The organism is Sphingomonas sp. A2-49, from assembly GCF_025548555.1.
Classification (GTDB): Bacteria; Pseudomonadota; Alphaproteobacteria; order Sphingomonadales; family Sphingomonadaceae; genus Sphingomonas.
Genome location: NZ_JAJLPA010000027.1, coordinates 1 through 21,570 on the forward strand (window position 1 = coordinate 1; position 21,570 = coordinate 21,570).

Sequence of the window (21,570 nt, forward strand, 5' to 3'; positions counted from 1 at the left end):
AGCCCGTCGCCCCGAGAGGACATAGGTGCGACGAGGAAGCCATCGGTCAACGCGTCGCCCCGCTAACAGGGGGAGATGTGGCCCATGACGCTGGTATTGCTCGATAACGACACAACGACGGTGGTGCGCCGCGTCCCCGAGGGCGAAGCCCGCCGCGAGGCGACCTTGCGCGATCTCATTGCCACCCATCCTGCCATCCTGCCGGTGCACGATATCGATCCGAGCTACGGACGCCTCGTCACTGTCACCCGCGAGCTTGCCATCCCCGGCGTCGGCTTCGTCGATGTACTGCTCATCGACGAGCATGGCCGGCTGGTGGTGGTCGAGTGCAAGCTCTGGCGGAACCCTCAGGCGCGCCGCGAGGTGGTCGGCCAGATCCTCGATTATGCGCGCGCGCTGAGCCGCTTTGGCTATGAAGACCTGCAGCGGCAGGTCAGCATCGCCACCCGCACAGGTGGCAACGTGCTCTATGCGCTGGCGCAGGGCGCCGGCGGCACGCTGCCCGAAGCCGAGTTCGTCGACCGCGTCACCCGTGACCTTGCCGCCGGACGCTTCCTCCTCCTCGTCGTCGGCGACGGCATCGCCGAGGGCACGCGGCGGATCGGTGAATATCTGCGCGCGCAGCCCGGGCTCGCCTTCGACTTCGGTCTCATCGAGATCGCCGAGTATCGCCGCGCCGACGCCGATGGCACCGAGCAGGTCATCATGCAGCCGCGCGTGCTGGCGCAGACCGCGATCATCGAGCGCCACGTTATCCGCAGCGAAGTGCCGGGGATCACAATCGACACGCTCGAGACCATACCATCCGTGGCCGCCCGCACCGCCCCGGCAATGAGCACCGGCGGCGTCCGCGCCACCAGCGAAACCGCAAACCGATGGCGGCATTTCCTCGAGCGCTTCATCGCAGAGACCCGCTTCGATGACCCCGGCCAGCCGCCGCCGCGCAGCGGCGGCAACGGCTGGATCCGGATTCTGCTGCCGCATGGTCTCTACATCAACGTCTGGCGGAGCATAACGATGAGCCGGATGGGCACCGAGGTGCGGTTTAGCGGCGCCGAACAGCGCAGCGCCTTCGATGCCCTGCTCGCCGACCGCGCCGCGATCGACGCCGAGTTTACCGACCAGGGGTTGGAGGCGCCGGATTGGGATCCAGGGGACGTCGCGCTGATCACATTGGCCGCGTCCAATCCGCTGCCCTGGACCGATGCGGTCGAGATCGAGCAGCGCATTTGGCTCGGGGTCCGCGCAAACCAGCTCGTCAACAGCCTGCGCCCGCGCCTGCAAGCGCTCGACCGGGATATTGCCGCATGAGCCGCCACGGTCTTGGGATCGCCGCAGCGCTTGGCATCGCCGCCATCGGCGCAACTCCTGTGCTGGGCGCCGACAAGAACCGGCCGGCGCATGTGTTCGGCCCACCGCCAAGCTGGGACGCTTATCGCGCCATAGCGGAAGCGGGTCTCAAGGAACGCCTGGTCGATCCGGAATCGGCACGGATCACCTGGGCGGGCGGCTTCTTCAAAGGCGAGTTCAAGCCGCTGCTCGCCGGACGTATCGAGGGCTATGTCGCCTGCGGCGCCGTCAACGCCCGCAACCGCATGGGTGGCTATTCGGGCGCGACGAGCTTTGTCACCGTCGTCGATTATGACCGTGTGCTCTATGTCGAGATCGACCGGGTCGCCGGCGGCATGATCGCCGGCAACTGCAATAAGTCCGCGCGCGCCGGTCTATTGCCGCCACTGCCGACTGGCGCGGCGGCGAGTGCGGTGTCACCGATGCCCCCCGCAGTACCTGCATCCGCGGCCTCGGCGTCCGTCGCGCCCGCGCCTTCCCAGCCGCCCGCAGCGTCCGGGCTAACGCTGCGGGCGATGCCGGACGGCGCCTATATCAGCGCGGTCGCAGCCGCCTCGCCTGCGGCCGCCGTCGGCCTCAAGCCCGGCATGGTGAACACCAGCGTCAACGCCATCCCGCTCACCGGCATGGGGGAAGCGATGGTGAAGATCATCGATGCCACTGGCACGAAGGCAGTGTTCACGCTCGTCGGTGGCAGAACCGTCACGCTGGGAGCCAGGCCATGAGGGCGCTTCCAGGCTTGGCGCTGGCGTCGCTTGTCATTGTGGCGGCGCCCGCGGCGGCCAAGACCGACTATGTCTACGGCCCGCCGCCTGACTGGGCACACTATAAGCAGATCGCGGAGCCTGCCGTGCGCGAGACGTTGACCGACCCCAAGGTGCAGGCACGCTATCCCTCCATCGAGCGCTTCGAGATCGAGTGGCCGAACGGCTACATCCGCGATCGCTGGGACAATAAGGGTGACTGGCCGGGGTATATGACTTGTGGACGCCTGCGCGCTCCGGTGGATAGCGATGCGCGTGACCGGCTCGTCAACTTCATCATCGTGATCGATCATGGTGCCGTGAAGAAGGTCGATATCGCAAAGCGCGCGAGCAATGACATTCGAAATCAGATTTGCACCGACTGGGTGGCGAGGGGCAAGTTTCCCCCGGCGCAGCTGATGGAAACCGCCGCGGCGCCCGCTGCCGCCGCAGCGGATGTCGCGGATCTCTCGGACATGCGTGTCTTGGGGATGACGATCAGCGTCATGCCCGAGGGCGCCTATGTGCTCGATGCACCGGCAGGGTCTGCCGGTCGTAACGCCGGTCTGGCGCCGGGCGTGGTTATCGTGCGGGTCAACGGCATCGCGCTTGCCGGCATGGGTGCGGCCATGACGAAGCTGCTCCGCAGCGATGCAGCGCGTCTCGACCTTGAGACCGCCACCGGCGAGCATGTCGTCGTCACGCCGCGACGGTGACGTGGCGCTTCGAGATCGGCTGGTACAATGGCTGGAGCCCGCAGGAACGACTGGCCGTCATCCCGCGTCAGCGCGCGGCCGTGCGGTCGGGCGCAATTGCGACACCAGTCACCTGTTCGATCTGCGCCAACACGCCGCCCTCCCCGTCCGATAATCCTGTGTGGTTGCACGACGAGGATTATGCCGATCCGTATGGCGCCTATCCGGTCTGCCGCCGCTGCCACCGGATCCTGCACGAGCGCTTCGAGCAGCCCGAACCATGGCTGGCGCTGGTCGGGCGCCATGGCACAGGCGATCAATGGTTCGAGGCGCTGACCATGGATCCAGCGTCATTGCGACAGCCGTTTGCGGTGACCTACCCACACGGCCTGATCTCGGCTCATGACGACTGGTCGGCCTCACCCAAACCGTAACCGCCGCTGCGGGCGATCCGGTCGGGCGGCACGCACCGGCCGCCCGCGCGCATCACGCTCGCGCATCAGCCAGGGGGCAAAGCGTAAGTGATGCTCTAGAAACTGGGTGAGACTGTCGACCTGGTCGTCGTGACGTCCGTATGGAAATGCGCGAAGCTCGTTGAAAAAGGCGTCGAGCCACGGCGCGTCTGCGGGCAACACGCACAGACCCGCTTCCAACTGCCCGGTGACGCCGATGAGGCGTTCCTCCTTGTCCTGCGTCACGCTCCACATCGTCGGCCGCAATTCGCCACTAGCGCGAAACTCCTGCCACAGCGCCTTGCCCGTGCCGGCATCCTCGATGACGATTTCGTCGGCCTGCCACTGGCGGCGCAGCCGCAGCACCGCCCGCTTGAGATCGGGGAAAGCCAGACGCTGGCGCAGCACGTCGAGGAGATGCCATCGACGTTCGTGATATCCCCAGGTTGTGCAGACCGAATAATCGGCGCCGGGCTGGTCGCTGAGCGCCGTATCCCAGCTCTGCACGACCTTGAGATACCGATCGCGCTCGAGCGCTTCAGCATAGGTGCCGAACCACTCCATCCGAACGAGGTTGCCCTCTGGCGCGACTGGATTCTGCTGAAACTGCGACGAGTAGACCTGGGCGCCGAGATTGCGGCGCTCGGTGTCCAGGATTTCGCGCGTGATACCAGGCCGGTCGAGCAGGTCGCCGACTTTGCGGCGGTGCGAGACGTTCGGTGCGAGCGCGATCTCCTCCTCGCGTTCCGCGATCGCGGGCAGGCAGAGAAGGTCATAGCCCTTGTCGAGCAGGTGCGCGGCCAGATCGTCTTCGTGCAGCCGCTGCGAGATCGAGATGATCGCGCCCCCGCCCACCGTGTTGAGGCGTGTCGCGAGCGTGCCGTCAAACCACTCTTTTGCTTCCTGCCGCTTGGCCTGGCTGCGCGCATCATCGGCTTTCAGGCAGTCATCGACGATAATGACATCTGCGCCGTGACCGGTGACGGTGCCGCCGACCGATACGGCCTTGCGGCCCCCGCCCCTCGTCGTCACGATTTCGAGCATGCGATTGCCGTCGTCAGCAATGACCGTGCCCGGGAATATCCGCCGATACCACGGGGTTTGCATGATTGTACGACACTGGGTCGCGTGCAACCTCGCAAGGTCCTGACTGTATGTCGCGACCATGATCCGGCAGCTGGGATCGCGACCGAGCATCCAGGCCGTGAGAGCGACCGATGCCGCCACCGATTTGAGATGACGCGGGGGCACGTTGATCACCAACCGCGCACCCGGCGTCGCGCACGCCTCGGTCGAGGCATGGCAGATCGCGCGCAGATACCAGGCAAGGTGGAGCGGCGGCTTATCAGAATGCAGGTCGCCAAACACGCGCATCAAAAACAGGTCGAAGCGCTGCCGCATGGCGGCATCAAGAACGTGCCTCATTGCTCGTCCCCAATCTCGCCGAGCAACGTTGCTCGCAGACATTCGAGGATCGCGCGATCATGCGCGTCCATATCCTCTGGCACCATTCCCGGTTCGGAGCTGGTAACAGGCAAAGCGTGGGTTGTAGGCGTCGCGTCCTCTGGAATGGCATCGCGATAATAGCGCAACAGCTCGTGACGATCCTGCCGGCTGCCCTTCAATGCGCTCTCGATGGTCTGCATCATCAGTGCCTGGGCATGGGTGACGGTCTTGCGGCCGGTTGCGGTACGGACCGCGAGTTTTGCGGTCATCGATTCGCGAACGATGGTCTTGAAGCTCTTTGCCCCCTTGGGACGTCCCTTCAAATTACCGGACTGGCCTTTGCGGAATTGGCTGTGGCGCGGTGGCCGGCCATAGCCGACCGCATATGACGGGCTCGTGCCATCCGATGGCGGCGCCGCAGGGACCTCGCCATCGGCGCGTGGCATCGTCGAGGCTCGATTTGACATGTCGCCTGCCGCCGCAGCGGATGGACTTGCTGCTCCCGTCGAGGTGGGGATCGCAGCGGGCCTGATGCGTGTGCGTGAGCGCGTGACGATATCGGGCCGCAGCAGCGAACCGCTGGACGCCGGGGTTTGGACAGAGTTTGTGGCAGCATCGGGGGTCATCGAAGGATCCTTGGAATTGAATGCGGGCTTCGCAGTGAAAGCAGCTAAGCCATCGATCGTTTGCCCAGCGGTTAATTGGCCGGACGATCGAATCAGGCAGGAGTGAGCGCCGGCGAGGTTCGCTCAGCCGCAAGATCGGCGAACGTCTGCCCGGAGGATCCGAGGATTGCCTGCTGGCCGGTCATCGCCTCCCAGCGGCGGATGGCGACGTCGATGTAACCGGGCTCGATCTCGATGCCGTAGCCGATCCGGCGAGCTCGCTCGCATGCGAGGATGGTGCTTCCCGATCCGCAAAAGGCGTCGATAACAATCTCACCGTGACGGGTGACATCGCGTATTGCCTCGGTGAGGAGCGCGATCGGCTTGACCGTCGGGTGATCGGCGAGATCGGCGTCACGCGTCGCGCCAAAGGCATTGGCGCCGGCGCAAGTCCATACGTTGGTCCGGTAGCGACCGTGCTTGCCGAGCTCGACCGCATTGGTGTGCGGCGCCTTGCCATGCTTCAGCACGAGCACGAGTTCATGCTGTGAGCGGTATAGGCTCCCCATGCCCCCGTTTGTCTTGGCCCAAACGCACAGGTTGAGATGCTGCAGCTCGACGCGTTTTGCCGCCGTCATCAGTTCGTAGAGATGGCCATGGTCCATGAAGGCCATGACGATGGCACCGTCCTTGAGGTGCCGGGTCATGTTGCTGAGGTACGTTTCGTTGAACGTCACGAACTCAGATTCCGACATCTCCCCCGACGCCATCGCAAATTCGGCGAACCGACCGCTCCCCGACACATGACCATTAACGGCGACATTGTAGGGGGGATCCGTCAGGGCCATAGCCGCCGTGCTGCCCGCCATCAGTAATGCCCAGGACGCCGGATCGAGCGACGAACCGCACAACAGACGATGCTTGCCAAGATGCCATAGATCGCCCGGACGGGCGACGACCACGGCTTGCTCAGCGGGCAGAGCATCATCGGGATCACCGTCATCGAGGCTCGGGGCGTCCAGCAGGACATCGATTTCGGCTGTTTCCCATCCCATCACCTCGATCGAGATCTCGTCGAGATCGATGATGCTCTGGATCTCGATCCGAAGCAGGCGTTCATCCCAGGAGGCATGACGCGACAGCTGGTTGTCGGCGAGGCGATAGGCCTTCACCTGCGCAGCGGACCAGTGATCGGCGACGATCACCGGGACCTCGGCAAGCCCAAGGCGCAACGCCGCCTCGAGGCGAGCATGGCCGACGATGAGCACGCCGCTTTCGTCGACCAGCAACGGCATCGCAAAACCGAATTCGGTCATCGATGCCATCAGCTGAACAATCTGCTTTTCGGGGTGCTTACGGGTGTGACCATCGTAGCCGCGAACGCTGACGATCGGGCGATACGCAATAGGCCCGAGCTTTCGCTCGAGCGCTGAACACGCATTGCCGAGTGATACCTTTGATGACTTGGCTGAGGCAGATTTCATGTCTTGTCTCCGTATGCGGAGGACAAGCGGGTGCAGCGGCAGGGCGCGTGATCACTCGCTCGCCCGAGCCGCTTGGCTTCGAACCGAGGTTTCCATGTGATCCCGCCTCTGCTTCGCCTGACGTTCCGATAGGATACGCCAACTGGATGCTGCTCGGGGGAGGCTATCGCCGCCGACATTTCACGTAAGTCAAACAAGCCTACTCGTCAATACCAGGTTTTAGCGCCATCACGCAAATCAAGACGGTAGACTTTTGTTGTCAATCGCGGGGCCGCAGCACACATCATTTAGCCTGATCGTAATTTTGGAGACGTGCAATCTCATCATATGCTCGCAAAACAGCTATGAAATTCCCTGTTATTGATAATAGGGAAATCGCCCAACAAACCGCGGGTTTCCGCCATGGCGGAACCGATCACCGAGCCGCGGCCACGCCATTTCAGGGAGTATTCCCTGTAAAAGGCCGCCTATCAGGGAAAATCGCATTGTACGCGGCCGCAAGAAGCCGGCGGCGACCAGTTCTTCGATTTGGAAAGCGACGATGCGGGTTCCAGCACGCGAATGCCCAGTCGACCAGTTTGAAGACGCCCGGCGGCGCAGGATGCGACAGAATGGAATTCCGTACTGCCGACACCGGCACCGGAGAAATTTGTATCGATTTTGCGATTTCGCCGATTTTGGCGACGCTCCGCACTACCGAAAAATGCGCAAACCGCCCGGTATCGCGGGCTGTTCCGAAAATTTCTCGTGCAATCTCAATGACTTGGGACTGGGTGGCGGAGCGGGAGGGATTCGAACCCTCGATACGCTTTTGACGTATACTCACTTTCCAGGCGAGCGCCTTCGACCACTCGGCCACCGCTCCGCATGTCCTGGAGGGGCGCGCGTAGCGCGTCCGGTCGCGGGCCGCAAGTGATTGCGCGACGGCGGCGGTTGCGCCAGTCTCTCGCGCATCATGCTGAGCCTTCTCCTCCTCGCTGCCCCGCCGTTGCCCCAGGCGGCGCCTGCGCCGTCGCCCGCCGATCCGGTCGAGGCGGACTGGCGCGCCATTCCCGACGACGAATTGCTCGTGATCGGCCTCGGCACGGGCAAACAGGTGGTGATCCGGCTCGCCGCCGCGCTGGCGCCCGCGCATGTCGGGAACATCCGCGCGCTGGCACGGGCGCGCTGGTGGGACGATGCGAGCGTGTACCGCGTGCAGGAGAACTGGGTGGCGCAATGGGGCGATGCGACCGAGAAGAAGCCCCTGCCCGCCGGCGTCACCGACCGGCCGCCCGCGGAATTCGAGATCGCCGCCTTCCGCCCCGCGGTGCGGATGGCGAAGGCGGACAGTTACTCCACCGCATCGGGGATCACCGCGGACGGGTGGCCGGTGGCGACGAACGGGACGCGGGCGTGGCTGACGCATTGCTACGGCATGGTCGGCGTCGCGCGCGACGCCCTGCCGAGCACCGGGTCGGGCGCCGAGCTGTTCACGCCGATCGGCCAGTCGGCGCGCCGGCTCGACCGCAACTATACGGTCGTCGGGCGGATCGTCGAGGGCATGCAACATCTGTCCGGCCTGCCCCGCAGCGAGGCGGCGATGGGCATGTACGCCACGCCCGGCGAACGCACGCCGATCGTATCCGTCCGGCTGGCGAGCGACATGCCGGCGGCGACGCGCCCGCATTTCCAGTATCGCGCCGCCGACAACCCGCGCTTCGCCGCGGCGGTCGCGCGGCGCGAGCATCCTGACGCGCCGATGGTCAGCCTGGACGGCGCCGCGGTGTGCGACGTGCTGCCCGCGGTGCGGCGCGCGCCCTGATCGGTCCCGTGGGAGCGGCCGGGCCCCCTGCCGTCAGTTCGCGGACACCCAGGCGGCGACCTCGCCCGCGACCTGGTTGGCGGCACGGCTGAGCGCCGGCCCGGCGCTGGTCGCATCGATGGCATCGACCGGGACGCGCGCCTCGAACCGCCGCTTTTCGACCGTGTCCTTGCCCGCGCGGGTCAGCGCCGCGTCGTAGATCACGATCGCCTGGCGGCTGGACGCGTCGAGGCCGAAGCCGCGCAGCTCGCCCGCCAGCGTCGCGCTGGGGTCCGCGATCGACTGGACGGTCGACAGCACCACCATGTTGCCACGCGCCGTCACCGTATCGGCCAGCAACCGCGCGAACAGGCGCGCGGGCGGTTCGGCCCATTGCGCGTCCTTGACATAGGCGATCGTCGTCGCGGTCGTCTGGACGGGCACGCGGGTCGCGGCGATCGCGGCCGGTGTCGATGGCACCTGGATGGTGATCGAGCGTGCCGCCGCCGAATTCTGCTGCGCGCCGACCGCGGGCGCCGCGGTCGTCTCCAGCGTCATCAATGAGGGCGGTGGCTTGGCGCCGAAGCTGATGCAACCGGCGAGCGGCAACGCCGCGGCGATCAGGAGACATTTGCTCTTCATGATCTCACTTGCCCTTGTAGTCGGGGAGCTTCTGCTGGCCGATCAGCGAGCTGGCGCCGCCCTGATCGACCTTGTCGGCGATCGACGACAGCGCCGTCGCGGTCACGCGCAGGTCGCGGACCAGCCGGTTCGCCTCCGGGATCGTCTGCTTCGAGAAGGTCTGGAGACCCGGCCGCGCATCCTGGATCGCCGAATTGAGCGTTACGGCACTCTGCTGCGCCGCGGCGATCGCCTTGTTGAGGTTCTGCATCGACGGCTTGACGTCGTCGGCGAGCACGCCGTTGGTCGTGTCGGCGAGCTTGCCGATCGACTGCGCCGCGTCGCCCGCCTGCTGGATCGCGATGCGGGTCTGCGCCAGCGTCGCCGCGATCTCCGGCCCGCGGTCGGCGAGCGCGTCGGTCAGGCGGTTGGTGTTGTCGAGGATGCCGGCGATCGAGGCCTGGTTGCGATCGGTGAGCAGGCCGGTCAGCCGCTCGGTCAGCGTCGACAGTCGCTCGAGCAGCTGCGGCGCGGAATTGAGGATCGCGCCGATCCCGCCCTGCTTCGTCGGGATCACGGGCACGCCGTACGGGCATTGCGTCGCATCCGCCTGTTCCGGGCAGACGATCGGCGCCGCGCCCTTGCGCGCGCCGTCGAGCGCGACGGTGCTGGTGCCGGTGAAGCTGCCCTGGATCGTCGCGGTGGTGCCCTGGAGGATCGGGGTGTCCTCGTTCACCGTCACGCGAACGCGGACGAACTGGGGATCGGGCTTCCACAGCGCGATCGTCTTCACCTGTCCCGTCGGCACGCCCGAATAGGTGACGGTCGATCCCTTGGCGAGACCGTCGACGGACTGTTTGAAGAAGATGTCGTATTCGCGTTCGGTCGCGCCGCCGAGGCGCGCGATCCAGACGGTGAAGATCGCCAGCACGGCGAGCAGGATCAGCACCACCGCGCCGACGATCACGTGGTTGGAACGGGTTTCCATCAGTCGGTCCTCGCCGGTAGGGTGGCGGCGGCGGGGCTTGCCGCGGCCGGCGGCGGCCGCACGTCGGCCGGATGCGCCCGCGCCTGGGCTTCCTGGGTCGCGACGGCGGCTCGGCCGCGCGGCCCCTTGAAATATTCCTGGATCCACGGGTGATCGAGCGCGAGCAGCTCGTCGATCGTGCCCACCGCGATCACCTTCTTGTCGGCCAGCACCGCCACCCGGTCGCAGATCGCATAGAGCGTGTCGAGATCGTGGGTGATGAGGAAGACGGTGAGGCCCAGCGTCTTCTGGAGCGATTTCGTGAGGTCGTCGAACGCCGCCGCGCCGATCGGGTCGAGCCCCGCGGTCGGTTCGTCGAGGAACAGCAGTTCGGGGTCGAGCGCGAGCGCGCGGGCGAGCCCGGCGCGCTTCTTCATGCCCCCCGACAGCTCGGCGGGATATTTCGGCCCGGCGTCGGGCGAGAGGCCGGTCATCACGACCTTGTATGCGGCGATCTCCGCCATCAGCGCGGGGTTGAGGTCGCGATAGAATTCGCGCAGCGGCACCTCGACGTTCTCGGCGACGGTCAGCGTCGAGAACAGCGCGCCGCCCTGGAACAGCACGCCCCAGCGCTTGCGGATATCGGTCGCCTCGGTTTCCTCGCGGCCGATCGTCGGTTCGCCGAATACGGTGATATCGCCCGCGACCGGGGTCTGGAGCCCGATGATCGAGCGCATCAGCACCGATTTGCCGGTACCCGATCCGCCGACGACGCCCAGGATCTCGCCGCGGCGCACGTCGAGATCGAGCCCGTCGTGGATCACCGATTCGCCGAACGCATTCTTCAGCCCGCGGACCTGGATGATATGGTCGTCGTCGTCGCGCGCGGTCGTGGAGGCGGGCATCAGTTCCACCCCACCCAGGTGAAGAACACCGCGAAGAACGCATCGAGCACGATCACGAGGAAGATCGCCTGCACCACCGCCGACGTGGTGCGCAGCCCGACCTGTTCCGCATCCGATTCGACCAGCATGCCCTGGAAACAGCCGGCGATCGCGATGATGGCGCCGAACACCGGCGCCTTGATGAGGCCGATGTACAGGTCGGTGATCGGCACCACTTCGCGGATGCGCTGGATGAAGGTGACCGGCGGGATGTCGAGCGAGATCCAGCACAGCAGACCGCCGCCGATGATCGCGATCAGCGAGGCGTAGAAGCCGAGCAGCGGCATCAGCAGCACCGCCGCGATCGTGCGCGGCAGCACCAGCGCCTCCATCGGCGACACGCCGATCGTGCGCATCGCATCGATCTCCTCGGTCAGCTTCATCGTGCCGAGCTGCGCCGCGAACGCCGAACCCGATCGGCCCGCGACCATGATCGCGGTCATCAGCACGCCCAGTTCGCGCAGCGTCAGGCGGCCGATCAGGTTGATCGTGAACACCTCCGCGCCGAACTGGCGCAGCTGCACCGCGCCCTGCTGCGCGATGACGATGCCGATCAGGAAGCTCATCAGCCCGACGATGGCGAGCGCCTGCACGCCGACCACCTCGAACCGGTGGACGGTGGCGTTGAACCGGAAGCGGCTGGGATGGCGCACGACGTTGGCGAAGGCGATCGTCGTCGCGCCGAGGAAGCCGAGCAGGCCGTACAGCGTCCGGACGGTGATGACGACCGCATCGCCGATCTCGCCCAGCAGTCGGGCGAACGCGCCGGACTTCCGGTCGGGCAACGCGACCGGCTGGTCGGCGGCGACGACCGAATCGAGCAGATAGCGCCCGTCCTCGTCCAGCCCGTCGATCGGCGCGTCGTGGCGCGTCGCGAGGCGGTGCACCACCCAGGCGCCGACCGTGTCGATCCGCCCGACCGCGCTGAGATCGATGCGCTGCACCGGCCCGGACAGCGCGTCCAGCCGGTCGGGCAGCTTGCCGAGCGTGCGCAGCAGCAGGTCACCAGTAAAGCGAAGGGTTCCGCCGCTGTCCTGCTCGAATTCGGCTGTGGCGCTCATCGTGTTCGCTTCTGCGGCAAGATGTCCAAAACGGCAAGGCGTTTGCGATATGCGACGATCGGCGGCGACATGTGCCTCACAGCAGGACGTCGACCCCGTGGATCGCCAGCCCGACCAATCCGCCGACCAGCGTACCGTTGATGCGGATATATTGCAGGTCGCGCCCGACCGCATTCTCCAGCCGGCTGGTGATCGTGCGCGCATCCCAGCCGCGCACCGTCTCCGACACCAGCCGCACGATGCCGTCGCCGTAATCCGCCGCGACGCCGACGATCGCGCGGCGGACGAAGCGGTTGATCGTGCGCGCCAGCCGCGGGTCCTGCGTCAGCGTGCCGCCGATCTGGCGCAGCATGTCGCCGAGCTGGCCGGCCATCGCGCCCTCCGGATCGCGCGCCACCCGCAACAGTCCGGCGCGCGCCGCCTCCCACAGGCCGTCGAGCCAGTGCTGCATCGCGGGATTGGCGATCAGCTCGGCCTTCATCGCCTCCACCCGCGCACGCACGTCGGCATCGAATTGCAGGTCCCAGGCGAGCCGGTCGAGCCCCTCCTCCGCCTTCAGGCGCAGCGGATGGCGCGGATCGTCCGCCATGTCCGCGACCAGCTTGTCGAGGCCGGCGATCAGCCGGTCGGCCACCGTCTCGTCCAGCCCGGTCCAGCGCAGGATCGAGCCCGCGCGCTCGTGCACCATCTGGCGAATCAGATGCTCGTTCGCCGTCAGCGCCTTGGCGCCCCAGCGGATCGCGGCGTCGAGCAGCGGCGCGTGGCGCTGTTCGGCGAGCGCGGCCTTCATCATCCGGCCGAGCACCGGCGCGACCTCGATCTCGCGCAGCCGGGCGGCGATGCCCGCCTTGACCATGCTGCCGAGCCGCTGCGGGTCGAGCCCCTCGAGCACCTGCGCGACCAGCTTCGATGCGCCCTGTCGGAAGCGGCCGCCCGCGCCTTCGGCCGGATCGGTCAGCCAGCGCGCGATCGCGGTGGCGACGTCGACGCGCCGCATGCGCCGGCCGATGACCGCGGGCTGGAGGAAATTCGTGCGCAGGAACTGCGCCAGCGTGTCGCCGATCCGGTCCTTGTTGCGCGGCACGATCGCGGTGTGCGGGATCGGCAGCCCCAGCGGGTGGCGGAACAGCGCGGTGACCGCGAACCAGTCGGCGAGGCCGCCGACCATCGCCGCCTCGCTGAACGCCTGGACGAAGCGCACCCAGGGATGGAGCGACGCGAAATGCCGGCTGGCGAGGAAGACCGCCGCCATCGCGAGCAGCAATCCGCCCGCGACCCGCCGCATCCGTACGAGGGCGGGCGGTGCCGCCTCGTTGGCGCCGGTGCGGGGAAAGGGGGTCATCCGCGAAACAATCCCCGAACGGCGGGAATGTTCAAGTGCGATCGGCGAACGCCCCGCCGGTCCCCCACCGCCCCCCGTCGCGCTGGCCGCGCGAAGAGGGGTCGGCGGGACAGGCGTATCACTCCGCCGGCTGTTCGCCCTCGTGGCCGAGGCGGCCGGAAGGGACCGGGCCGATCGTCGGCGTGTGCGGACCGGCGATGCCGACCACGGTGCTGCCGTCGTCGCCGGGGCGATAGGTCAGCAGTCGCTTGCCGAGGCGCGGACCGACGTAGCGCTCGATCCCCACCGCCAGGCTGAACGCGGCCGGCACGATCACCAGCGTCAGCATCGTCGACAGGATCAGCCCGCCGATCACGACGATGCCCATCGGTGCGCGCCACGATCCGTCGCCGCCCAGCGACAGGGCGGTCGGGATCATGCCCGCCACCATCGCGACCGTGGTCATCACGATCGGCTGCGCGCGCTTGTGCCCGGCATCGAGGATCGCGGTCAGCGTATCGACGCCCTTGTTCATCTCCTCGAGCGCGAAGTCGATCAGCAGGATCGAATTCTTCGCGACGATGCCGAGCAGCATCAGCAGGCCGATGAACACCGGCAGCGACAGCGGATTGCCCGTCGCCCACAGCGCGATCAGGCCGCCGAGCGGCGCAAGCAGCAGCGAGGCCATGTTGACGAACGGCGGCAGCGCGCGCCGGTACAGCAGCACCAGCACGGCGAAGACGAGGAAGGTGCCCGCCACCACCGCGACGACGAAGTTCTTCAGCATCTCCGCCTGCCACTTCGCTTGGCCGAGCGTCAGCTTGTTCACGCCGAGCGGCAGGTTCTTCATGATCGGCAGATTGTCGATCTGCTTCTGCGCCACGCCCGACACGATGCCGGGCGCGAGGTCGGCGCCGACCGCGATGCGGCGCTGCTGGTTGACGCGGTCGATCTGCGTCGGTCCGGAACCCAGGCTGATGTCGGCGATCAGGCTGAGCGGCACCGAGCCGCCGCTCGTCGTCGACACCGGCAGGTTCTGGATCGTCGACAGCTCGGTCCGCGCGCCCTGGTCGAGCGCGACGCGGATCGGCACCTGGCGGTCGGAGAGCGAGAAGCGCGCCGAATTCTGGTCGATGTCGCCCAGCGTCGCGACGCGGATCGCACTGGAGAGCGCCTGCGTCGTCACGCCCAGGTTGGCGGCGAGGTCGAAGCGCGGCTTGATGACGATCTCGGGCCGCTGGAGGTTGCCCGAGATACGCGGCTGGGTGAGCGTCGGCAGCGTCGCCATCTGGTCGACCAGCGTGCTCGCGGTCTTCTGGAGCAGGTCGGGATCGTCGCCGCCGAGGACGACGGTCATGTCGCGGCCCGACGAGCCCCAGCCGAACTGCGAACGGAAGCCGACGCGCGCATCCGCGATCTTCGCGAGTTCGGGGGCGAGGCTGCGTTCGAATTCGGTGCTGGTGACCTTGCGGTCGTCGCGCAGCGTCGCGGTCACCCGGCCGGTGTTGACGCTGTTGCCGCCGGTGCGCGAATAGACCGACTGGACGTCGGGCTGGCGGCGCAGCAGGTCGGCGACGCGCGATACCACCGCGTCGGTCTGCGCCAGCGTCGTGCCCGGCACCATCTCGATCGTCGCGGTCGAATTGTCGCTGTCCTCGGGCGGCTGGAACTGCATCGGCACCACGGTGAACATGACGAGCGTCAGCACGAAGGTGAGCAGGCCGAATCCCATCACCCACATGCGATGGTCGCGCCAGCGGCTGGTGACGCGGTGATAGCCGCCGCGCACCGCGCTCGCCTTTTGCCGGGTGCTGTCGAGCGTCCAGCGCAGCACCGCCATATAGGCGTCCATCGCCGGGCCCTCGCCGTGGCTGGCATGGCCGAAGCTCTTGAGGAAATAGGCCGCGATCATCGGCGTGATGAGGCGTGCGACGGCAAGGCTCATCAGCACCGACACCACCACCGTCAGGCCGAAATTCTGGAAATACTGGCCCGAGATGCCGGGCATCAGGCTGACCGGCATGAACACTGCGACGATCGACATCGTCGTCGCCAGCACGGCGAGGCCGATCTCGTCCGCCGCGTCGATCGACGCCTGATAGGCGGATTTGCCCATCCGCATGTGCCGGACGATATTCTCGATCTCGACGATCGCATCGTCGACCAGCACGCCGGCGACGAGGCTGAGGCCGAGCAGCGTCATCTGGTTGAGGTTGAAGCCCAGCAGCTCCATGAACCAGAAGGTCGGGATCGCCGACAGCGGGATCGCGAGCGCCGAGATCAGCGTCGCCCGCCAATCGCGCAGGAACAGCAGCACGACCAGCACCGCCAGCACCGCGCCCTCGATCATCGCGTGGATCGCCGATTCGTACTGGATCTCGGTATATTTGACGCTGTTCGAGCGCAGCACGAAATGGACGCCGGGGTTGCGCTTCTCGAGCGCGTTCAGCTTCTTCACGGCATCGTTGAAGACGCTGACGTCGGATGCGCCCTTGGCGCGCTGGAAATCGAAGCTGATCGCCTGGCGTCCGTCGACCGCCGCGCGGCTGCGCTGTTCGGCGTACAGGTCGCGCACCGTCGCGATGTCGGCGAGGCGCACGGTGCGGCCGTTGCCGACGTTGATCTGCGTCTGTGCGAGGTCGTTGGCGTTGCGCGCGTTGCCGAGCACGCGGACCGACTGTTCCGACCCGGCGATCTCGGCACGGCCGCCGGCGGCGTTGAGGTTGATCTGGCGCAGCTGCGCGTTGACCTGGCTCGCGGTCAGGCCCTGGCTCTGCAGCTTCAGCGGATCGAGGATCACGCGGATCTCGCGACTGACGCCGCCGTTGCGGTTGACCGCGGCCATGCCGGGCACCGCCAGCAATTCCTTGGTGACGGTGTTGTCGATGTACCAGCTGAGCTGTTCGACCGTCATGTCGCTGGCGATCGCCGAATAGCTCGCCAGATCGTTGTCGGTGGTGTCGGCGCGGAAGATCTGCGGCTCGAGGATGCCTTCGGGCAGGTTGCTGCGGATCTGTGCGATCTTGTCGCGGGTGTCGTTGACCGCGCGGTCGATCGGCGTGCCGATAGCGAGCTGGACGACGGTGGTCGACTGGCCCTCGGTGACGGTCGAGGTGATCTCGTCGATGCCCTGGAGGCTGCGCACCGCCGATTCGACGCGGTTGGTGACCTGGTTCTCCAGCTCGGTCGGGGCCGCGCCCGGCTGGCTGATGACGACGATCACGACCGGGAAGTCGATGTCGGGATCGTTGTTCACGTCCATCCGCATGAAGCTGACGATGCCCGCCAGCGTCAGCGCGAAGAACAGGACCAGCGGCGGGACCGGGTTGCGGATCGCCCAGGCGGAGATGTTGCGGAAGCTCATGTCAGCTCGCCTTCTGTACGACCGGCTTCACCTTCTGGCCCGGCGCCAGGAACCCGCCCGCGGAGCGGACGACGCGTTCGGTGCCGTCCAGCCCCGAGACGACCGTGACGCCCGCGTCCGACACCTGGCCGATCCGGATGTTGCGACGTTCGACCTTGTCGTCCTTGCCGATGACGTAGACGAAGCTGCCCTTGTCGTCGCTCTGCAACGCGCTGTCGGGCAGCAGCGGCGCGACCGCCGCACCGCCGACGATCGTGGCGGATGCGAAGCCGCCCGGACGCAGCGCGGGATCGTAGCGCAGCGCGACGCGGGCGACGCCCTGGCGCGTCTGCGGGTCGATCACCGGCGACACCTGCCACACCTCGCCCGCGAAATGGCGGTCGCTGCCGACCGGCACGACGTCGGCGCGCGCGCCCGCGCGCAGCGAGGCGAGGTCCGCCTCGGCGAGCTGCGCACGCATCTCGAGCTGTCCGCCCTGCGCCATGCGGAAGAGCACGCCCGATCCCGCGCTGACGATCTGCCCCGGCTCGACGCCGCGGGTGAGGACCAGTCCGGCGGCAGGCGCGCGGATGTCGAGCCGGCCGTTGCGCGCATTCGCCTCGCGCAGCGTCGCCGAAGCGACCTGCACGCGTGCGGCGGCGGCATCGCGGGTCGCGGCGCGACGCTGGAGGTCGGCCTTGGAGATGAAGCCGCGATCGACCAGCTGCTTCGCGCGATCGAGCTCGGCCTGCGCGATGCCCTGATCCGAGCGTGCCACCGCGACCTGCGCGGCGAGCGACTGTGCGGTCTGCGTCTGCACCGACCGGTCGACGGTGGCGAGCACCTGTCCGGCCGCGACCCACTGGCCCGGTTCGACCAGCACGCGCGTTATCATGCCGCCTTCGCCCGCGACGCCGACCGGCATCTCGCGCCGCGCCGCCAGCGTTCCGGTGGCGGACAGCGTACGGTCGACCGTCTTGCGGCCGGGGACGACCACGGTGACGCTCGGCATCTGCTCGGTCTTCTGGCCGGCGGCGGGATCGGCCTTCTTGCGGCCGAACATCGCCCAGGTGACCAGCGCCAGCGCTGCGACGACGACCAGCACGATCACGATCCGGCGCGCACGGCCCGATGCCGCGGGCTCGCCCGGCAGCGCCAGCCGCTCCTCGTGACCGATCGAACCCTGATAGTCGTTCATGCCTGTCCCATCCCCGTCCCGGCCAACGACGGCCGTCGCAATAGCAGCTGTATTATCTGAATACATCACCGCACTCAAGCCCCCGCCGGCACGGCCGCCGCGCTTTGCCCGAATCCCCGTGTTCGCGCAACGATTTCGCCCGTTCAGCCAGCGTTGGGCCGGTCCGGTCCAGAGGGGGTCGTATTCGCAGCAACGGCGACGGGAGACAGATGGTGGTACGCATGACGACACTGGCGGCGATCGCAGCCGCCGCGGCGATCACGGGCACGGGCGCGGCGACGGCACAGACCGCGCCGACCACGGTGGAGCCGCTCGTCCCCGCGCAGGGCACGGTGCTCGACGTCACCGCGCAGGGCCGCACGACGCGCGTGCCCGACCTCGCGACGATCCGCGCCGGCGTGGTGTCGCAGGCCGCCACCGCGTCGGCGGCGCTCGCCGACAACGGCCAGCGGATGGCGCGGGTCATCGCGGCGCTCAGGAAGCGCGGCGTCGCGCCGCGCGACATCGCGACCGCGACCGTCGGGCTCAGCCCGCAATATCGCTACGCCGACGGCCAGCCGCCCGCGCTGACCGGCTATCAGGCGAGCAACACGGTCAGCATCCGCTTCCGCGACGTGGCGAAGGCGGGCGGCGTGCTCGACGCGCTGGTGGCGGAGGGCGCGAACCAGATCGATGGGCCGTCGCTGTCGATCGACCGGCCCGAGGCCGCGCTGGACGAGGCGCGGACCGATGCGGTGAAGCGGGCGCGGGCGCGCGCCGACCTGTATGCGGCCGCGGCGGGGCTGCGCGTGGTGCGGATGGTGTCGATCGCGGAGGCGGGGCAGGATGCCGGCAACCCCGGCCCGCAACCGGTGTTCATGGCGCGGGCGATGGCGGCGGACGCCCGGACCGAGATCGCCCCCGGCGAAAAGGACGTGACCGCGACGCTGTCGGTGCGCTTCCTGCTGCAATAGGCGGCGTGCCGGGGCCGATGGCCGCGCACATACGAAAAAGGCCGCCCGGTTGCCCGGGCGGCCTTTCCTGTTTCGCGTGACGAAGCGAAATCGGTGCTTAGCGGACGCTGCCGCGACGCACGAGGTTCACGATCGCCAGCAGGACGACCGCGCCCAGCAGCGACACCAGGAACGACGTCACGTTAAGCGGCGCGTTGTTGATCGACCCGCCCGAGATGATGAGGCCGCCGATGAAGGCGCCGACGATCCCGACGATGATGTTCAGGAAGATGCCCTGCTGCGCGTCCGTGCGCATGATGATGCTGGCGAGCCAGCCGATGACACCGCCGATGATAAGCCAAAGAATGATACCCATAGGTCCCTCCGTTTCGCCCTCCGTGGGCTCTGTGCGGAAAGACTCACGAAACCGGGATAATGTTCCGCACGCGTTTCGTTTTTGAGACGGATCGCAGGCGCCGGGATCAATATTTCTGCTGGCGCTCGTACAGCGACTTGTAGTGCTGGATGCGCGTCACGCGCAGCCCCGGCATGCCCGATCGATCGATCGCGCGCTGCCATCCGGCGAATTCCTCGACGGTCAGGTTGTAGCGCGCGCAGACCTCGTCCACCGTCAGCAGGCCGCCGTTGACCGCGGCGACCACTTCCGCCTTGCGACGCACGACCCAGCGCGTGGTCGAGGGCGGCGGCAGCGAATCCAGCGTCAGCGATTCCCCGAGCGGGCCGATGACTTTGGCGGGACGGATTTTCTGATTCTCGATCATGACTCAAACCTCGATCGGGGCGGGGGCCCCCTCTCAAAACGCGAACTGGTCCCTAGCGAGCGGTCTTGAAGATCGCCTGAAACGCCACGGTAAACGGCGGCTTCATTCGTCCTTCCACCGGGTGAGCGACGCCGCCATCGGACCGTTGAAGGCACCGTCCACCGGCTCCAGCAGCCGCGAGGGCTGGCTGATCCGGCCGAAGCGCGCCTGCGCGATCGCGGTCGGGGATGCCGTCTGGCGCGCCGCGATCCCGACCATGAGCACCGCCAGGTCGCCCGGAAGCTGGGTGACCTCCGTCGTCCTGTCGAAGCCGGGAAAGCTGAGATCCAACGTGCACTCACTCGTGTTGTTCGTTCGGGATCACCGGCTTAGCCGACAGGCGATGAAGGCCCGGTAAAGCCCGGCGCAAGGTTGTGTGAACCTTCGTTACTTTGCGGTTCCGCGGGCCAGCGCCTATGTAGCGGCGCATGAAAGAGGTGGACTTCCAGCTGGGCGACGACGTCGCGGGCAAGCGGATCGTGGTGGCGATGTCGGGCGGCGTCGACAGTTCGGTCGTCGCCGCGCTCGCCGCGCAGACCGGGGCCGAGACGATCGGCGTGACGCTGCAATTGTACGACCATGGCGAGGCGACGGGCCGCGCGGGCAGTTGCTGTGCCGGGCGCGACATCCGCGATGCGCGCGCGGTCTGCGACCGGCTGGGCATCGCGCATTACGTGTTCGACCACGAAACGCGCTTTCGCGAAACCGTCATCGATACGTTCGCCGACGCCTATCTCGCCGGCCGCACGCCCATCCCCTGCGTCCAGTGCAACACCGGGCCGAAGTTCACCGACCTGCTCGCGCTCGCGCGCGATCTGGGCGCGGACTGCCTCGCGACCGGCCATTACGTGCGCCGCGTCCTCGGCCCCATGGGCGCCGAGCTGCATCGCGGCGCCGATCCCGCGCGCGACCAGAGCTATTTCCTGTTCGCCACGACGCAGGCGCAGGTCGATTACCTGCGCTTTCCCCTCGGCGCGCTGCCCAAGGCGCGGGTCCGCGCCATCGCCGCCGAACTGGGGCTCGGCGTCGCCGGCAAGCCCGACAGCCAGGACATCTGCTTCGTCCCCGACGGCGATTACGCCGGCCTCGTCCGCAAGCTGCGGCCGGAGGCGGACACCGCGGGCGACATCGTCGACCTGTCGGGTGCGCGGCTAGGCCGCCACCGCGGCATCATCCACTTCACCGTCGGCCAGCGCCGCGGGCTGGAGATCGGCGGCACCCCCGAACCGCTCTACGTCGTGCGTGTCGACGCGGCGACGCGGCAGGTCGTGGTCGGGCCGCGCCGCGCGCTGGCGGTGGCGGCGGCGCGGGTGACCGGACTCAACTGGATCGGCGGCGATCACGCCGGGCCGCTGACCGCCAAGGTCCGCTCGATGGCGAAGCCGGTGCCCGCGCGCTTCGCGGGCGACCGGCTGGCGTTCGACATCCCGGAATATGGCGTCGCCCCCGGCCAGGCGGCGGTGCTCTATGCCGGCGAGCGCGTACTGGGCGGCGGCTGGATCGCCGATACCGAGGCCGCGCCGGCGGCGCAGGCGGCATGACCGCCACGATCGAGGCGTTGCGGCTGGAGATGGAGGCCGCCGCCGCTGCGCTCGACTTCGAGCGCGCGCAGCTTTTGCGCGACCGGATCAGCCTGTTGCGGGCCGGCGGCGAGGACCGCGATCCGACGGGGCTCGCGCGCCAGCGCCCCGGTGCGATGGGGCTCGGCACCAGCCGGTCGCAGGTGTCGCCGCCCGAGGGCTGGATGAAGCCCGCGAAGCCCGACCCGATGACGCGCGGCAAACGCTGACGCGGGGCCGGCGGG

Annotated in this window: 22 protein-coding genes and 1 tRNA gene; 9 read left to right on the forward strand and 14 right to left on the reverse strand. The window is 67.8% G+C overall.

Annotated elements, in window-relative coordinates; genetic code table 11:
- Positions 1–84: 84 nt before the first annotated feature.
- Genes LPN01_RS16475 through LPN01_RS16490 form a run of 4 tightly spaced genes read left to right on the forward strand, consistent with a single transcriptional unit; the run spans position 85 to position 3,222 of the window.
- Entirely contained in the window at positions 85–1,311 is a 1,227-nt protein-coding gene (locus tag LPN01_RS16475; RefSeq protein ID WP_262829511.1) for a hypothetical protein, read from the forward strand.
- Positions 1,308–2,075 carry a hypothetical protein gene (locus LPN01_RS16480; protein ID WP_262829512.1) on the forward strand — a complete coding sequence of 256 codons (768 nt, stop codon included), beginning with the start codon at positions 1,308–1,310 and terminating at the stop codon, positions 2,073–2,075. Before LPN01_RS16475 ends, LPN01_RS16480 begins: the two co-directional genes overlap by 4 nt.
- The gene (locus LPN01_RS16485) at positions 2,072–2,809 is read left to right on the forward strand and encodes a PDZ domain-containing protein (RefSeq protein ID WP_262829513.1); all 738 of its coding nucleotides are present in this window, start codon (positions 2,072–2,074) and stop codon (positions 2,807–2,809) included. Before LPN01_RS16480 ends, LPN01_RS16485 begins: the two co-directional genes overlap by 4 nt.
- Positions 2,806–3,222: a hypothetical protein gene (locus tag LPN01_RS16490; protein WP_262829514.1), complete on the forward strand. Its 417-nt coding sequence runs from the start codon at positions 2,806–2,808 to the stop codon at positions 3,220–3,222. The genes LPN01_RS16485 and LPN01_RS16490 overlap by 4 nt, the downstream gene beginning before the upstream one ends.
- Here LPN01_RS16490 and terL read toward each other — a convergent pair.
- The 3 genes from terL to LPN01_RS16505 form a co-directional block, all read right to left on the reverse strand.
- Complete coding sequence (terL, locus tag LPN01_RS16495) at positions 3,208–4,641, reverse strand: phage terminase large subunit (protein ID WP_262829515.1); 1,434 nt, start codon at positions 4,639–4,641, stop codon at positions 3,208–3,210. The genes LPN01_RS16490 and terL overlap by 15 nt on opposite strands.
- A 20-nt stretch (positions 4,642–4,661) precedes the next feature.
- A complete protein-coding gene (locus LPN01_RS16500; protein WP_262829516.1) occupies positions 4,662–5,312 on the reverse strand; it encodes a DUF5681 domain-containing protein in 651 nt (216 codons plus the stop codon).
- A gap of 92 nt (positions 5,313–5,404) precedes the next feature.
- Positions 5,405–6,775 (reverse strand): site-specific DNA-methyltransferase, encoded by a 1,371-nt coding sequence (locus LPN01_RS16505; RefSeq protein ID WP_262829517.1) that lies wholly within the window; start codon positions 6,773–6,775, stop codon positions 5,405–5,407.
- A 611-nt stretch (positions 6,776–7,386) separates the two neighbouring features.
- Here LPN01_RS16505 and LPN01_RS16510 point away from each other — a divergent pair.
- Entirely contained in the window at positions 7,387–7,590 is a 204-nt protein-coding gene (locus tag LPN01_RS16510; protein WP_262829518.1) for a hypothetical protein, read from the forward strand.
- Here LPN01_RS16510 and LPN01_RS16515 read toward each other — a convergent pair.
- Positions 7,550–7,640: transfer RNA gene (locus tag LPN01_RS16515), tRNA-Ser, on the reverse strand. The genes LPN01_RS16510 and LPN01_RS16515 overlap by 41 nt on opposite strands.
- A 90-nt stretch (positions 7,641–7,730) precedes the next feature.
- Here LPN01_RS16515 and LPN01_RS16520 point away from each other — a divergent pair.
- A complete protein-coding gene (locus tag LPN01_RS16520; protein WP_262829519.1) occupies positions 7,731–8,579 on the forward strand; it encodes a peptidylprolyl isomerase in 849 nt (282 codons plus the stop codon).
- Between the two features lie 33 nt (positions 8,580–8,612).
- On the opposite strand, the gene LPN01_RS16525 is transcribed toward LPN01_RS16520, so the two are convergent.
- The 7 genes from LPN01_RS16525 to LPN01_RS16555 all read right to left on the reverse strand — a co-directional run bounded on the left by LPN01_RS16525 (position 8,613) and on the right by LPN01_RS16555 (position 18,013).
- The gene (locus LPN01_RS16525; protein WP_262829520.1) at positions 8,613–9,200 is read right to left on the reverse strand and encodes an ABC-type transport auxiliary lipoprotein family protein; all 588 of its coding nucleotides are present in this window, start codon (positions 9,198–9,200) and stop codon (positions 8,613–8,615) included.
- Positions 9,201–9,204: 4 nt separating this feature from the next.
- Positions 9,205–10,167, reverse strand: a complete 963-nt coding sequence (locus LPN01_RS16530) for an MlaD family protein (RefSeq protein ID WP_262829521.1) — start codon at positions 10,165–10,167, stop codon at positions 9,205–9,207.
- Entirely contained in the window at positions 10,167–11,051 is an 885-nt protein-coding gene (locus LPN01_RS16535) for an ABC transporter ATP-binding protein (protein ID WP_262829522.1), read from the reverse strand. The genes LPN01_RS16530 and LPN01_RS16535 overlap by 1 nt, the downstream gene beginning before the upstream one ends.
- Positions 11,051–12,151 (reverse strand): ABC transporter permease, encoded by a 1,101-nt coding sequence (locus LPN01_RS16540; protein WP_262829523.1) that lies wholly within the window; start codon positions 12,149–12,151, stop codon positions 11,051–11,053. Before LPN01_RS16540 ends, LPN01_RS16535 begins: the two co-directional genes overlap by 1 nt.
- Positions 12,152–12,227: 76 nt before the next feature.
- Positions 12,228–13,436 (reverse strand): DUF445 domain-containing protein, encoded by a 1,209-nt coding sequence (locus LPN01_RS16545; RefSeq protein ID WP_262829552.1) that lies wholly within the window; start codon positions 13,434–13,436, stop codon positions 12,228–12,230.
- A 175-nt stretch (positions 13,437–13,611) separates the two neighbouring features.
- Complete coding sequence (locus LPN01_RS16550) at positions 13,612–16,836, reverse strand: efflux RND transporter permease subunit (protein WP_262829524.1); 3,225 nt, start codon at positions 16,834–16,836, stop codon at positions 13,612–13,614.
- A gap of 1 nt (position 16,837) precedes the next feature.
- Positions 16,838–18,013, reverse strand: coding sequence for an efflux RND transporter periplasmic adaptor subunit (locus LPN01_RS16555; protein WP_262829525.1), 1,176 nt, complete (start codon positions 18,011–18,013; stop codon positions 16,838–16,840).
- A gap of 221 nt (positions 18,014–18,234) precedes the next feature.
- Here LPN01_RS16555 and LPN01_RS16560 point away from each other — a divergent pair, with 221 nt between their 5' ends.
- Positions 18,235–18,966 (forward strand): SIMPL domain-containing protein, encoded by a 732-nt coding sequence (locus LPN01_RS16560; protein ID WP_262829526.1) that lies wholly within the window; start codon positions 18,235–18,237, stop codon positions 18,964–18,966.
- Between the two features lie 97 nt (positions 18,967–19,063).
- On the opposite strand, the gene LPN01_RS16565 is transcribed toward LPN01_RS16560, so the two are convergent.
- The 3 genes from LPN01_RS16565 to LPN01_RS16575 all read right to left on the reverse strand — a co-directional run bounded on the left by LPN01_RS16565 (position 19,064) and on the right by LPN01_RS16575 (position 20,057).
- Entirely contained in the window at positions 19,064–19,321 is a 258-nt protein-coding gene (locus LPN01_RS16565) for a GlsB/YeaQ/YmgE family stress response membrane protein (RefSeq protein ID WP_262829527.1), read from the reverse strand.
- A 106-nt stretch (positions 19,322–19,427) separates the two neighbouring features.
- On the reverse strand, positions 19,428–19,727 hold the full coding sequence (locus LPN01_RS16570) for a DUF1153 domain-containing protein (RefSeq protein WP_262829528.1): 300 nt from the start codon (positions 19,725–19,727) through the stop codon (positions 19,428–19,430).
- A gap of 102 nt (positions 19,728–19,829) precedes the next feature.
- On the reverse strand, positions 19,830–20,057 hold the full coding sequence (locus LPN01_RS16575) for a hypothetical protein (RefSeq protein ID WP_262829529.1): 228 nt from the start codon (positions 20,055–20,057) through the stop codon (positions 19,830–19,832).
- Between the two features lie 137 nt (positions 20,058–20,194).
- Here LPN01_RS16575 and mnmA point away from each other — a divergent pair, with 137 nt between their 5' ends.
- Both mnmA and LPN01_RS16585 read left to right on the forward strand, forming a co-directional pair.
- On the forward strand, positions 20,195–21,307 hold the full coding sequence (gene mnmA / locus LPN01_RS16580; protein WP_262829530.1) for a tRNA 2-thiouridine(34) synthase MnmA: 1,113 nt from the start codon (positions 20,195–20,197) through the stop codon (positions 21,305–21,307).
- Positions 21,304–21,555, forward strand: coding sequence for a UvrB/UvrC motif-containing protein (locus LPN01_RS16585; RefSeq protein ID WP_262829531.1), 252 nt, complete (start codon positions 21,304–21,306; stop codon positions 21,553–21,555). Before mnmA ends, LPN01_RS16585 begins: the two co-directional genes overlap by 4 nt.
- The last annotated feature ends 15 nt before the right edge of the window (positions 21,556–21,570 follow it).